At 58.6% G+C, this 14,352-nt stretch carries 10 protein-coding genes; 1 reads left to right on the forward strand and 9 read right to left on the reverse strand.

Annotation, left to right across the window (positions count from 1 at the left end; translation table 11 throughout):
• Window positions 1-158: 158 nt before the first annotated feature.
• The 9 genes from glgA to SELSP_RS10375 all read right to left on the reverse strand — a co-directional run bounded on the left by glgA (window position 159) and on the right by SELSP_RS10375 (window position 13,452).
• Window positions 159-1,595: a glycogen synthase GlgA gene (gene glgA / locus SELSP_RS10335; protein ID WP_013741015.1), complete on the reverse strand. Its 1,437-nt coding sequence runs from the start codon at window positions 1,593-1,595 to the stop codon at window positions 159-161.
• A gap of 132 nt (window positions 1,596-1,727) precedes the next feature.
• Entirely contained in the window at window positions 1,728-4,001 is a 2,274-nt protein-coding gene (gene glgB, locus SELSP_RS10340) for a 1,4-alpha-glucan branching protein GlgB (RefSeq protein ID WP_013741016.1), read from the reverse strand.
• A gap of 212 nt (window positions 4,002-4,213) precedes the next feature.
• Window positions 4,214-6,655 (reverse strand): glycogen/starch/alpha-glucan phosphorylase, encoded by a 2,442-nt coding sequence (locus SELSP_RS10345; RefSeq protein ID WP_006193983.1) that lies wholly within the window; start codon window positions 6,653-6,655, stop codon window positions 4,214-4,216.
• 249 nt (window positions 6,656-6,904) lie between these two features.
• A complete protein-coding gene (glgD, locus tag SELSP_RS10350; RefSeq protein ID WP_013741017.1) occupies window positions 6,905-8,011 on the reverse strand; it encodes a glucose-1-phosphate adenylyltransferase subunit GlgD in 1,107 nt (368 codons plus the stop codon).
• A 39-nt stretch (window positions 8,012-8,050) separates the two neighbouring features.
• Entirely contained in the window at window positions 8,051-9,205 is a 1,155-nt protein-coding gene (locus tag SELSP_RS10355; protein ID WP_006193980.1) for a glucose-1-phosphate adenylyltransferase, read from the reverse strand.
• A gap of 244 nt (window positions 9,206-9,449) precedes the next feature.
• Window positions 9,450-9,746, reverse strand: a complete 297-nt coding sequence (locus tag SELSP_RS10360; RefSeq protein WP_006193978.1) for a hypothetical protein — start codon at window positions 9,744-9,746, stop codon at window positions 9,450-9,452.
• A gap of 9 nt (window positions 9,747-9,755) precedes the next feature.
• Window positions 9,756-10,331, reverse strand: coding sequence for an N-acetylmuramoyl-L-alanine amidase (locus SELSP_RS10365; RefSeq protein ID WP_013741018.1), 576 nt, complete (start codon window positions 10,329-10,331; stop codon window positions 9,756-9,758).
• A gap of 51 nt (window positions 10,332-10,382) precedes the next feature.
• Window positions 10,383-12,098: an ABC transporter ATP-binding protein/permease gene (locus tag SELSP_RS10370; protein WP_006193976.1), complete on the reverse strand. Its 1,716-nt coding sequence runs from the start codon at window positions 12,096-12,098 to the stop codon at window positions 10,383-10,385.
• Window positions 12,099-12,108: 10 nt separating this feature from the next.
• The gene (locus SELSP_RS10375) at window positions 12,109-13,452 is read right to left on the reverse strand and encodes a methyltransferase domain-containing protein (RefSeq protein ID WP_013741019.1); all 1,344 of its coding nucleotides are present in this window, start codon (window positions 13,450-13,452) and stop codon (window positions 12,109-12,111) included.
• 144 nt (window positions 13,453-13,596) lie between these two features.
• Between SELSP_RS10375 and SELSP_RS10380 the strand changes: the two genes are divergently transcribed.
• Entirely contained in the window at window positions 13,597-14,253 is a 657-nt protein-coding gene (locus SELSP_RS10380; protein WP_006193974.1) for a signal peptidase II, read from the forward strand.
• The last annotated feature ends 99 nt before the right edge of the window (window positions 14,254-14,352 follow it).

Below are 14,352 nucleotides of genomic sequence, written 5' to 3' on the forward strand. Positions count from 1 at the left end.
AAATTATTCGAAAAAGCAGGGAAATCCGCTAGGAAAGCACCGATAGAAAACGCACTTCCCTCTTCCCCTTCTCTACTTTGTTTCGTCTTTTCTTCGCAGAAAATTAATAGGCGAGAAAGGCAAGAAAGCCCAACGCAAGCGTTGGGCTTTGCCAAATCTCACTTCGCCAATAATTTCTCATAGAGCGCCTTGTACTCTCCTGCCGATTTCTTCCAGCTGAAGTCCGCCTGCATGGCGTTCTTGACGATCTTCTGCCAGATTTCGAGCGTGCTGCATTCGCGGATGGCGCGCTTGACGGCGTACATCATTTCGTGCGCGTTGTAGTTGCTAAAGAGGTAGCCCGTGCCCTCGCCCGTCTTGTTGCTGAACTGCGTGACCGTGTCCTTGAGTCCGCCCGTCTCGCGCACGACGGGAATCGTGCCGTAGCGCATGGCGATGAGCTGGCCGATGCCGCACGGCTCGTAGTTCGACGGCATGAGGAAGACGGTCGCGCCCGCATAGATGCGCTGCGCAAGCTCGTTCGAGAAGCGGATGTTCGCCGAAACCTTGCTCGGGAAACGCCACGCGAGCCCCTTGAACCAATCCTCATAGACCTTGTCGCCCGTGCCGAGGACGACAAACTGGATGTCCTCGTGCTGCAGGATCTCATCCATGACGCGCACGATGAGATCGAGACCCTTGGGCGGCACGAGTCGCGAGACGAGCGCGACCATCGGGATCTGACGATTTACGGGCAGTCCGAGCTGCTTCTGCAGCGCGACCTTGTTGTCGATCTTGCGGTCGATGGACGTAATGTCGAACGTCTCATAGATCGCCTTGTCCGTCGCCGGGTTGTAGACTTCGTAGTCGAGTCCGTTGACAATGCCGTAGATGTCCGCGCTCCTCTTCCTAAGAAGCCCGTCGAGCATCTCGCCGAAGTATTCGTACTGGATCTCCTCGGCGTAGGTGCGCGACACCGTCGAGATATAGTCGGCGTAGGTCAGGCCGCCCTTCATGAAGTTGACGGCATCGTAGAACTCCAGATCGCCGTTCGTGAAATACTTCCAGTCGAGTCCCAAGACGTCCTGCATGACGTTCTTCGGGAAGACGCCTTGATACTTGAGGTTGTGGATCGTGTAGATCGTGCGGATCTTCTCGTAGCGCGCATCTCCCATGTGCTCAAGCTTCAAGAGCACGGGAACGAGTCCCGCGTGCCAGTCGTTCGCATGGATGATGTCGGGCCAGAAATCCATCGCCTCCAAGAGGTTCAGGACGGCGCGCGCGAAGAAGGAGAAGCGCTCCGCATCGTCATCGTAGCCGTAGAAGCCCTCGCGGTAGAAGTATTCTTCATTGTCGATGAAGTAGTAGGTCACGCCGTCCATGACGAGTCGGTCAACGCCGACGAACTTGTCACGCCACGCAACATTGAGCGTGCCGTCGTAAAGATGTTCCATCTTGTCGATGTATTCCGCTGAAATCTTGCCGAACTTCGGCATGACGACGCGGATGTCGACGCCCTGCTTGACGAGTTCCTTCGGGAGAGATCCCGCAACGTCTGCCAGGCCCCCGGTCTTGGCGAACGGCACCGCTTCAGCAGCAACATAAAGTACCCGCATGATATGAACCCCCTTCTCTTCTGCGGGGCTTCCAGCCCCTGCCCCGCAGCGCACCATCTTCTATATCGCCCGCGTCCGCCTCGGAAGGCTCACGCCTTCCCCAAGGCGGACGCAGCTGTCATTTCCCCACGATCATTGGGCAGCCGCTTTCTTCTTGCTGCTCTTCTTCGGCGGTTTCGCCGTCTTCGTCGCGCCTTTCGCCGTCTCCGCCTTGCGCGGACGAGCCTTGACGGACTTTTTCGCTTCGCCGCCCTTCGGCTTCTTCTGCGGGGCAGCGGACGACTTCTTCACCGCCTCGGCCTTGGAAGGCGCCGCCTTCCCTTCGTGCGCCTTCTTCCCCTCTGCCGCTTCGCGGGGCGATTGCTCTGCCTTCGTCGCTTCTTTCTGCGCCGAATCGCTCACCTTCGCCGCCGGCTTCTTCGGCTCTTTTTCCTTCTTCGTCTCCACACCTTTGACGACGAGGACGTCCGTCTCCTCTTCAGGCGTGGAGCGTTTGACAAAAGGGAGCGTGTCTTTGTGCCTCAAATAGATCGTGGCCATCGGCGGCACCGTGATGACGAGCGACTGCTCGCGGTCGTGCCAGGGGACGTCCTCCGTATGGAGAGCGCCCTCGTTTTTCACGCCCGAGCCGCCGAACTCCTCGGCATCGCTGTTGAAGACCTCGCGGTATTCGCCCTTCTTCGGCACGCCGATGCGGTAGTCATGCCGCACCTCAGGCGTGAAGTTGCAGAGGACGACGAGGAAGTCCGCAGCATTGTCGGCCTTTCGGACGAAAGTGATGATGGAGTTCTCGCTGTCGTTGCAGTCGATCCACTCGAAGCCGTTCCAGTCGAAGTCGACTTCCCAGAACGGGCGGTTTTCCTTGTAGAACTTGTTCAAGGCGCGCGAGTATTCGAGCATCTTCGTGTGCATCGGGTACTCCTCGACGAGGTGCCAATCGAGGCTGTCGTCGTAATTCCACTCGATGAACTGCGCGAACTCGCCGCCCATGAAGAGGAGCTTCTTGCCGGGATGCGCCATCCAGTAGCCGAAGAAGCCGCGCAGTCCCGCGAACTTCTGCCAGTAGTCACCGGGCATCTTGCTCACGAGCGAGCATTTGCCGTGCACGACCTCGTCGTGCGACAGAGGCAGCACGAAGTTCTCGCTGAAGGCATACATGAAGGAGAACGTGACCTTGTCCTGATTCCACTTGCGGTAGATGGGGTCGAGACTCATGTACGAGAGCATGTCGTTCATCCAGCCCATGTTCCACTTGTAGTTGAATCCCATGCCGCCCATGTAGACGGGCTTCGAGATCAGAGGCCAAGCCGTCGACTCCTCAGCGATCATCAAAGCGTCGGGATGGAACTTGAAGATCGCCTCGTTGAGCTTCTTGATGAAGTCCATGGCTTCCAAGTTGCCCGTGTCTCCGTACTTGTTCGGCTGCCACTCGCCGTCCTTCCTGCCGTAGTTCAGGTAGAGCATGTTGGCGACGGCGTCGATGCGCAGGCCGTCGATATGGTACTCCTCGAACCAGAACATGGCGTTCGAGATGAGGAAGCTCTGCACTTCCGTCCGACCGTAGTCGAAGTTCGTCGTGCCCCACTCCCAGTTCTCGGCACGCTGTTCGTTGTCCGATTCGTAGAGCGTCATGCCGTCGAAGTGGCGAAGCCCCTGCTCGTCCTTGCAGAAGTGGCCGGGCACCCAGTCCATGATGACGGCGATACCGTTCGCATGTGCCGTGTCGACGAAGTAGCGGAAGTCATCCGGCTCGCCATAGCGGCTCGTGACCGCGTAGTACCCCGTCGCCTGATAGCCCCACGATCCGTCGAACGGATGCTCGCAGAGCGGCATGACCTCGATGTGCGTATAGTTCATCTTCTTCGCGTAGCCGATGAGCTGGTCGGCAAGCTCGCGATACGACAGATAGCCGCCTTCAAGCGTGCGCCGCCACGAGCCGAGATGAACCTCGTACGTCAGCATGGGGTTGGAGTACGACGGATGCGTCTTCTTGCGCTCCTGCCATGCGGCATCGTTCCACTGATATTTGCTCAAGTCGTAGAGGCGCGATGCCGTCTTGGGCTTCTTCTCCGCGTAGAAGCCGTAAGGATCGGCCTTCATGATGTGCGGGCCGCCCCACTGCGGCTCGATCGCATACTTGTAGACCTCACCCTCTTCGAGTCCCTCGATGAACGTCACCCAGATCTCACCGTCGCCGATCCTTTCCATCGTGTGCGTGCGCGTGTCCCACGCATTGAAGTCGCCGACGACGCTCACGGACTTCGCATGCGGCGCCCAGACAGCGAAGCGCACGCCGTTTTTGCCGTCTTTCTCCATGAAGTGGGCGCCGAGCATCTCGTAAGCGTGGTAGTTGGTCCCTTGGTGGTATAAGAATAAATCGAACTCACTCAAAGCAGATACGTTCACAATAATTCCTCCCAGCTTAGAAAAACTCTAAGGAGCACGAATAAGGTACTGAATGTGTCGGTCATTCCTTTATCCGTGATTCCTTTCCGTCGCCCTTACTTCAACGCGGGAAGGCTCTCCCACCGTGCGGGCTTGCGGCTTGCCTCGTTCCTTACTTACCTGCGGGCGCCGCCCCCGCGTCTTCGCGCCGGGGGCAGCAAACCGGTCTTCCGTCAGACGATGATCGCGGGCTTCACATGCCAGATGTCGTCCGCGTACTCCTTGATCGTGCGATCCGAAGAAAATACGCCCGAGTTGGCGATGTTGATCGCCGACGACTTGAGCCATGCAGCCTGATCCTCGTACTTGCGATTCATGTTCTTGTGCGCCCTGTCGTACGCGCTGAAATCCTTCAACACGAAGAATTCGTCGTTGCCCTGAATCAGGTAATCGCGCAGCGAGTGGAAGTCACCGTAGGTGCCGTCGACGAGCTGCGAGACGACGAGGCGCACGGCGGGATTCGTGTTGTACTCGTCCCACGCCTTGTAACTTCCCGTCGCGTAGTAATTCAGAACCTCCTCTGCACGAAGGCCGAAGATCTCGCAGTGCTCGCGGCCGACCGCCTGGCTGATCTCAACGTTCGCGCCGTCGAGCGTGCCGAGCGTCAGAGCGCCGTTCATCATGAACTTCATGTTGCCCGTGCCCGAGGCTTCCTTCGAGGCCGTCGAGATCTGCTCGGAGATGTCGGCGGCCGGATAGACGATCTCACCGATGGAAACGCCGAAGTTCTCGATGAAGACGACCTTGAGCATGTCGCTGACCGCCTTGTCGTTGTTGACCTTGTCGGCGACGGCGTTGATCAGGCGGATCGTCTCCTTCGCGATGTAGTAGCCGGGCGCCGCCTTGCCGCCGAAGAATCGCGCCGTCGGCGGGATGCGGAAGCGCTTGTTCGTCTTCAGCTCATGGTAGAGGTACATGATGTGCAGGATGTTCATGATCTGGCGCTTGTACGAATGGATGCGCTTGACCTGGACATCAAAGATCATGTCGGGATCGACGAGGATGCCGCCGTGCGTGTGGATATAGTCGGAAAGATCGACCTTTCTGAGGCGCTTGATCTTCGAAAGTTCCGCCAAGAACGCTTTGTCCGTCACATGATCGTTGAGGTGCGAGAGCTGATCTGGCGCCTTCTGCCATGCGTCGCCGATCGTCTCGTCGATGAGCGCGGTCAGCTCTGGATTCGCACCGATGAGCCAGCGGCGATGCGTGATGCCGTTCGTCTTGTTGTTGAACTTCGTCGGATAATAGCGATGGAAGAACTTCAACGTGTCTTTTTTCAGGATGTCCGTATGGATTGCCGCAACGCCGTTGACGCTGTGACTGCCGACGATGGCGAGCCGCGCCATGTGCACCTGCCCGTCCTCGATGATGGAAAGCTCGTGCACCATCTGCTCGCCGTTCGGGAAGCGCCTGCGCACCTCCTCAAGGTGGCGGCGGTTGATCTCCTCGACGATCATATAGATGCGCGGCAGGAGAGGGCGGAACATGTCGATCGGCCACTTCTCCAAAGCTTCCGGCATGATCGTGTGGTTCGTGTACGCCATCGTCTCGCGCGTAATCTCCCACGCCTCTTCCCAGTCCATCCTCTCTTCATCGACAAGGATGCGCATGAGCTCGGCGACGGCGACCGCCGGATGCGTGTCGTTGATGTGGATGGCGATCTTCTTCGCGAAATCCTTGATATCCATGCCCGCGAGCAGGTAGTGGCGCACGATGCTCTGCACGCCCGCCGACACGAAGAAGTACTCCTGGATGAGGCGCAGGCGGCGGCCTTCGTAGGAGCTGTCGTCGGGGTACAAATACTCCGTGATACTCTCGACGAAGTTGCGGTATTCCTTCTTCGCCTGAATCTGCTCGCGCGTCATTGTTCCATAGTCGGAAAAATCGCGGTTGACTTCGGCGTTCCACAGGCGCAGCGTGTTGACCGTATTGTTGCGGAAGCCGACGATCGGCACGTCGTAGGGAACAGCCATGACCGTCATGTAGTCTTCGTGTACAAGAGAGAGGCTGCCGTCCTCCTCCTCCTTCATGTAGGCATTGCCATTGAACTTGACGTTGACCGCCTTATCTGCCTTGCGATACTCCCACTCGAAGCCGTTGCCGAGCCAATTGTCGGGAATCTCGACCTGGTTACCCTTGATGATCTTCTGCTCGAAGAGTCCGTACTGGTAGCGTATGCTGCAGCCGTGACCGGGAAGCCCCAACGAGGCCATCGAGTCGATGAAGCAGGCCGCGAGACGCCCAAGGCCGCCGTTGCCGAGACCCGCGTCCGGCTCCTCGGGAAACACTTCGTCAAGGTTGACGCCGAGTTCTTCCAAAGCATCGGAGAAAAGCTCCATCTCGCCCAAGTTGACGAGATTCGAGCGCATGAGCCGCCCGAGCAGGAATTCGATCGAAAAATAGTAGATCTGCTTGTCACGGCGCTTCGTGTACGCCTTGTTCGTCTTGACCCAGTTCTCGCTGATGTACTGTTTCACGACGGCAGCAATGGTCGCATAAACCTCATGCGACGTGAGGTCGGCGAAATCGCTGCCCCACAGGATATGCGCCGTAGCCAGAAACCTTTGTTTCAAACCTTCCTTTGCCAGCCCCAGCTCATTCCTCTTGTTTGCCATGAGATCAGTCCTCCTAACTTACATTGGCAGTCACTTGGATCTACACGCCTTTCACAAAACGAGTCCTCGCGCAGTGAAATTTCCCCGAGTGCTTCGCGCACCAAGATGCGACCGAAATGCAGACTGCTTTCTTGCTTTTCCTGCTTCATGATTCCATTGACGAAAAGCCGCCCCGTGCGCCCCGCCTTTTCCAACAGGCAAGCGCCCAGGAGCGGCTTCCTTGCGGGTGCGCTGCCGGCGCGCCCTTCCTCAGACTACGGCATTCTTGCTGACGATCAGCGGGTAGTTCGGCGCCCCCTTGAGCCAGCGACCCTTCGTGATCACGACGTTCTTGTCGCAGATCACATTTTCGACGAGCGCATCGTCCTCAAGGTCGCACTTCTCCATGATGATGGAATTTCGGATCTTGACGCCCTTGCCCACCGTCACGCCGCGGAACAGGATGCTGTTCTCGACCTCGCCGTAGACGACGCAGCCGTTCGCGACGAGCGAGTTCTGGACGTGTGAGGACTCCTTGTACTGCACGGGCACGCCGTCCTTCGACTTCGTGAAGATGAAGCCGTTCTGCATGAAGAGCTCTTCCCAGTTCGCAGGTTCGAGCGCCTCCATGTTGGCGCGGTAGTACGAGGCGGTCGAGGCGACACACGCCGTATAGCCCTCGTGCATACAGCCGTACATTGTGTAGCGATCGGCGCGGCGGATGATGCCGTCGAGCACGAGATCCGTGCCGCCGTGCTCGTACGTCGAGCGCACCATATCGACGAAGATGCGCTTCTCCATGAGCAGCGCTCCGTTCGACACCTTCGACCCCTGATAGACGACGGGCTTCATGGCGATGTCCTCAATGAGGCCGTTTTCCGCCGTCTCAATGACGATGCTCTCGCCCGGCACTTCCTCCCTCACGATGTTGTAGACCATCGTGATGTCCGCGTTCGTGTTCTGATGGAAACGCAGCACGGGCGCGAAGTTCATGTTGTAGATGTAGCTCGCGTTTGCGAGAAGCACATACTTCTGTGCGCTGTGCTCGACGAAGTCGATGTTCTGGTAAAAGGTCTTGAGGTCGCCGGGGCGCGTGTCCTTGTCGCCCTTTGCGGGCGGCAGATAGAACATGCCCTCGTGACGCCTCGCAAGATCCCAGTCCTTGCCCGAGCGCAGGTGATCCATGACGGAACGAGACTGCTCAGGCAGCACGATGCCGACATGACTGATACCGGAGTTGACCATGCTCGAAAGCGCGAAGTCAATGACGCGGTAGCGTCCCGCAAACGGCATGGAGCCGATGGGCCGGCTCTCGGTCAGCTCCTTGATGCGCCCGCTGTCTTCCTGCAGGTTGATGAGTCCCATGACCGTGTTCACAATGTTTCACTCCGTTCCTCGAAATCTTGCTGCAAGGTTTCAACCGGCCTGCTTGCTGCCCGCTTCCGCCGTGATAACCTCATTCTCGGGAATGACGGCGATCGCGCCTTCCTCGCCCTCGACCTTCGCGCCGGCTGCAATCGTCGCCCCCTGCGCGAGGATTGCATGATCGACGACGGCGCCTTCCTCTATCTTCGCGAACGGCATGATGACCGAATTCGTGACGCGTGCGCCCTTGCCGATGCGAACGCCCTGGAAGATCACGGAGTTCTTCACCTGGCCAAAGACCATCGAGCCTTCGCTCACCATCGAGCGGCTCACATGCGCCTCGCGGCCGACGTAGTGCGGCGGCAGCGAGGGATTGGACGAATAGATGCGCCAGTTGCCGTCGAGGGCGAAGGGCGGCTCATCCTGCAAAAGATCCATGTTCGCCTGCCACAGGCTCTCGATCGTGCCGACGTCCTTCCAATAGCCGTCGAAGGCGTAGGTGAAGAGACGCGCTTTGTCGGCGAGCATCTTCGGGATGATGTTCTTGCCGAAGTCGTGGCTCGACATGGTGTCCTTCGCATCCTCTTCCAGGTACTGCTGCAGGAACTTGCGGTTGAAGATGTAAATGCCCATCGAGGCGAGGTTCGACTTCGGCTCGGACGGCTTCTCCTCGAACTCAAGGATGCGCCCATCCTTGTCGGCGTTCATGATGCCGAAGCGCGACGCCTCTTCCCACGGCACCTCGATGACGCCGATCGTCGCCTCCGCCTTGTGCCCCTTGTGCGCCTCAAGCATCCACGAGTAATCCATCGTGTAGATATGGTCGCCCGAAAGAATCAGCACATATTCGGGATCGACGATGTCGATGAAGTTGATGTTCTGATAGATGGCGTCCGCCGTGCCCTGATACCAGTCGGCGCCCTTCTCGCGCGCATAGGGCGGCAGAATGAAGACGCCGCCGTCCTTCTTGTCGAGATCCCACGCGCTTCCCGTCCCGAGATAGTTGTGAAGCTCCAGCGGACGATATTGCGTGAGGACGCCGACCTTGTCGATGCCGGAATTGGCGCAGTTGCTCAAGGGAAAATCAATGATGCGGTACTTGCCGCCAAACGGTACGGCGGGCTTTGCGATCTTCTTCGTCAAGGCGCCCAGGCGGCTTCCCTGTCCGCCCGCCAAGATCATGGCCAGATACTCTGTTTTTCTCATAAGAATCCCTCCTCGGGGCGCACTTCGCCGCGCCCATATTTCACCTTGCTAACCATCGCGCTTTTCCGCCCATGCGGAGGAAACGAATGTCTTGCTCTTTCGCATTTTCTTACGTTTTTATATCTATTCCACAAAACACGAAGATTTCCTGCTGTAATAGCCGTGGAAAATGTTTTTTTCTCGATTTTTCAAACTCTTGTCCACGGAACGCAGCACATAAAAAAGGGCGGCCGCACGCCGCCCGTCAAAGGAAAAGCATGGCGATCGCCCCGATGAAGAGCGCTATGCCGATGCCGCGCAAGAAGCCCGATGTCGCCTTGCCGAAGCTCCCGAGGTACTTTTCCGCAAGCGGCTGCAGGAAGAAGAGCAGTATGGAAACCGCAGCGATGAGAAGCGGCACATCATGCGTGTAGAGTGCGTAGCCAAGTCCGAGGATGACGAGCGCGAGGTTGCGCTTCGTGTTTCGTCCGCGCGTCTTTTCCTGCGCCTTCGCCTCCGGCGGCGGCTTCGGGATTCTCCGATAATGATACGATTCGCTCATGTCGTCCTCCTACAGGCGCGAAGCGCTCGCACAAATCCCGGAGAGCTTCGCGTAGAGGTTCTTGCCCGGGCAGAGCGTCGAGTTGAAATCACGATGTCCGAAGACCGTACCCGCGCCGGGCTTTAGCTTGTAGCGATGCGAAAGTTCCGCGATGAGGCGCATGGCGGAATCGAGCTGCACGGTCGTCGGCTCCGCCTGCTCGAAGTTGCCGACAAGGTTGATGCCGATCGACGTCGCGTTGTGATGCCAGCAATGCGCGCCAACGGCGTCGAGCGGACGCCCGCGCTCAATGATGCCATTCTTGTGCACGACGAAGTGATAGCCGATGCCCGACCAACCGTTCTGCAGATGCCACTGGTGAATCGTCGCTGCCGACACATCTCGATCCGTGTCGCCGATATGGTGCAGGATGATGCTGTCCGTGAAGCTTCGCTTATCAAGCTCCAAGAACGTCAGATTCGTCTCCACGACATGCACGCCGTTCGAAATGGCTGCCTTCGCTTCCTCGGGCACAAGGAGACTCGGCGCGACATAGGCGCCCGCGGCAAGAAGGACGGCGCTCTTGAGGAAATTTCTGCGATTCATATAGGAGATACCCGCTTTCTGTTTCTGGTTCACTCTTGGTTCATTTTGGGTTCATGCTGATTCCGTGAGCACGCGCGTCGAAAAGCTGCCCGCCCCGCCCAAGTGAAGTTCCTTTTCGTGCTGCTCTCGAAGCGTCGAGCGATGCCCGACGCTCACGATGCCCATCTCGGGCAGCTCGTGCGCGAGCATTTCATACAGTTCCTTCTCGCGCGCCTCGTCGAGCGCACTCGTCGCCTCGTCGAGGAACACCCACGCCGGGCGCACGAGCAGGATGCGTGCAAAGGCGATGCGCTGCTGCTCGCCAAGCGAAAGGATGTGACTCCAATCGGCAGCCTCGTCGAGACGCGGGAGAAAGGCTTCCATGCCGACGAGCCGCAGCGCACGTTCCATCTCCTCGCGCGGGCCTTGCGCCGTCAAAGGATACGCTACGGCGCGCGCCAGCGTGCCGAGCGGCAGATAGGGGCGCTGCGAGAGGAAGAGCCGCTTTTCATTCGCTGGGAACGCTGCGCGGCCACGCGCGAACGGCCAAAGCCCTGCAAGAGCGCGAAGAAGCGTCGACTTGCCCGCGCCCGACGCGCCCGTGACGAGAAGCGCTTCGCCCGGCGCGAGCGAAAATGAGCAGCCTTGCAAAAGCTCCGTGCCGTCGGGCAGGGAGACGCAAAGTCCCTCCACGTCAAGACCGCCTGAAGACGTCGAAAGCGTGACAGCGCTCTCCTTGGCATCGACCTCTTCCATGTGCGCCGTGAAGCCGCTCAGTCGACGCACGACAGCCGCATACTCGGCAATCGATCCGTATGCCTCGACGAAGTAGGAAAGCGCGTCCTGCACCTTGCCAAAGGCCGAGATCGTCTGCATGAGTCCGCCCAAGGCCATCTCCCCGCCGAAGTAGCGCGGCGCCGCCATGACGAGCGGCACGATGATCGCGAGCTGCGCGTAGCCGTTGATGTAGAAGTTCAGGATCTTCGTCTGACGCATGAGTTCGCGGAAGTTGCCGATGACACGCGCGAAGCGCTCGGAAAAGCCGCGCACCTCCTGCGTTTCACCGCCGTAGAAGGCGACGCTCTCGCTGTTTTCGCGCACGCGCATCATGCTGAAGCGAAAGTCCGCCTCGAAGCGCTGCTTCTCGAAGTTCAGCCCGATGAGCTTTCTGCCGACGCGGTGCGCGCCGACCGTGCCCAAGACGGAGTAGATGAGCGAGAACCACAGCATGTAGCCGTAGATGTGAAACTCCCAGCTGCCGACAGGAACGGTCAAAACGCCTGACAGATTCCACAAGACGACGGCAAACGCCGCGAGCGTCGTCAGCTGCTTCAAGAAGCCTACGGAGAGCGTGAGCGTCAGCTCGACGAACTGCCCGATGTCCTCCGATATTCGCTGGTCGGGATTGTCCGTGCCCTCGGCAAGCGTTTCGAGCTTGTAATAGGCGCGATTCTCCATCCAGCGTGCGAGGTAGCGATCCGTGAGCCATGTGCGCCACTTGATCTGCAGCATCTGCCGCAGATAGATGGCGTAGACGGCGACGGCGATATGCACGAAGGCGAGAAACGCGAACTTGCCGACGAGCGGCCAGAAAAGCTCGTACTCGTAAGCCTGCAGCGCGTTGTAGAACTCGTTGTACCAATCGTTGATCAGGACGAGCATGCCGACCGCAACGAAATTCAGCGCGATGACGACGGCGAGAAGCCCTCGCGCCTTCCACTTCTCCTCGGAAAACCAATAGCCGCGAACAATCGCGCGGCATATACGCCAGACGCTCTTCTTCTCCACAAACTCTCCCCTATCTCTTCTTTGCTACGACCTTCCATTGATAAGCGTGAAGCTCCTCCGGATCGACGCCCGTTGCCAAAAGGGCGGCAAGCTGCGCGATAAATGCCTGATCGTGCTCCGTTTCCTCCCTTGACTCAAACACCTTCTGCGGCTCCAAGCCTGCCGCCTCCAAAAGCGCAAGGAGCTCCGTGCGCGTGAAAAAGCGCAGGTGCGTGCGGTCGAGAATGCCCGCTTCCTCATACTTCCAGCGCCCCGCAAGCATCATGCGGAATACGGAGAAATGCATGACGTTCGGCGTGCTGACGAGGACGCAGCCGCCCGGCTTCAGGAGAAGCGCGAGATTCGTCATCGCTCGCTGCGGCTCACGCAAATGCTCGATGACATCGCCCAAGATGATGTAATCGAACTTTTCATGCCACTCAGGCCGATCGAGCGTCTCCACATCGAGCGCCTCGACAACGGAGAAATGGCGGGCGAACGCTGCCGCCTGCTCGTCAAATTCGATGCCGTACGTCTTCGCCCCAAGATTCGCATTACGCACGGTGAGAAGCGTCACGCCACAGGCACAGCCAACCTCAAGTACGCTAAGCGAAGGCTTCTGCAGATCCATCATCTGCAGAAGATCCAGCCGCGGATTGAAGGAGTACGGATATTTCAAGCCGTGCTTGCGCGTAAAATTCTCATCATCTTCCTGATCATAGGATAGCCGCAGCTCATTTCGATGGACGAACGCTCCGTGCGCGACAATGCACGGCCGCTCTATCTGCCAGAAGCGCAGGCAAATGTCAAGCATGAGGAACGGCGTCGTATGAAACTCCTCTGAAAAGCCGCCCATATCGAGCAACACCTGACGCTGCGCGAGGACGCAGAACTCCAAAACGGCCGAAACAAACGAAACGTCCAGATTCGCGGACAACTCTTCAGCAAAGAGCCCCATCCCCTCGGCATCTTGATAGGGGAGACGCTGGTCTTTGAACAACTCCTGCGCCTTGTCCACACCCACGGGAGCCTGCAGCATCGGCACGACGAGCGAAACTCCGCCACTGCCGTCTGCGGCCCGTTTCATGGAGCGGAGCGCTGCCGGCACAAGGACGTAGGGCGCTGCTGAAAACAAAATTTCCCGTCCGCTCGCATATTGAAGCGCCGCGTTGCAAGAAGCCGCTATACCTGCTCCCCTGCCGTCGAAGAGCACCGCAGAAGGATCTTGATCCAAAAAAGTCACGGCCTCCGCATTCTCGCCGCAGTAGACAAGGATGCGCTCGTATTCCTCTCCCGAATAATTTTCTTGCAGGTATGCCCGCACCATGCGCGCTTCCTGCACATCCCCCGTCAAAAGCATAACGATCGTCAGCATGCGCTTCCACCTTTCCGCGCGAATCTTTCTCACGTCCACACTGTTTCAGTATAACGGCTTTCATCGCTTCACGCAAGGACTTCCTTATGTTACAATGGAGGAAAGTTTTGTCTGCTGCTCCTCCCTCCCCGAAAGGAAAAACCTATGCCATCATACAAATACATCCTGCTCGCTCTCATCTTCCTATCCCTCGTGCTGCTCTACCGCTGGCTTCCCAACCGAAAGATCTGGGCACTCTTCTCCCTCACGCTCCTCTTCGCAGGAGCAGCGGCGTTCTGGAGCTTCCCGCCGCCGCCCGCGTCCAAGATGACGGAAGAAGAACGCAGCGAGATTCATCAGCAGCAGGAAATCTTCACCGCCTGGTACGACGAGCACAAGAAGAACATCACACAGCTCGACTACAACTGGCAGCAGTACCACAACATCCTTGAGAGCTTCAAAGAAGGCGCGATCGACATCCAGACGGCCTACGTGCGTCTCACGCAGCTCGCCGAAGACGCCAAGCACACGCGTGACGCCGTCGACGCGCACATCCCGCCGCTCGCGCTCAGCGGCATCAACTACGACCTCTGCGCCGCCGTGCGGCAGAAGACGCTCGCCTACGCCGAAGCGCAGCAGCAGGTGATCAGCCGCACGAAGAACGCCGCCGACCCCGCGCAGCTCCTCACGCGCGACGTCGCCGAGCAGAGCCGCATCCTGGAGGACACGATGATCCGCGAATCGCCGCCCGGCCTCTTCCTCGCCGAAGAAATCAGCGCACTGCGCGAAAATCTCACGATTCCGCCGGAAAAGGACGAATGACGAATCGTGCTGCACCGTCCATAAGCGAAGCCTTTTTGGAGCGAGCGTCAAAAAGCCCGCCCATTCCCCCTTCGACCAAGATTCTCGTTCAAGCGAAGC

Source organism: Selenomonas sputigena ATCC 35185, from assembly GCF_000208405.1.
Lineage (GTDB): Bacteria > Bacillota > Negativicutes > Selenomonadales > Selenomonadaceae > Selenomonas > Selenomonas sputigena.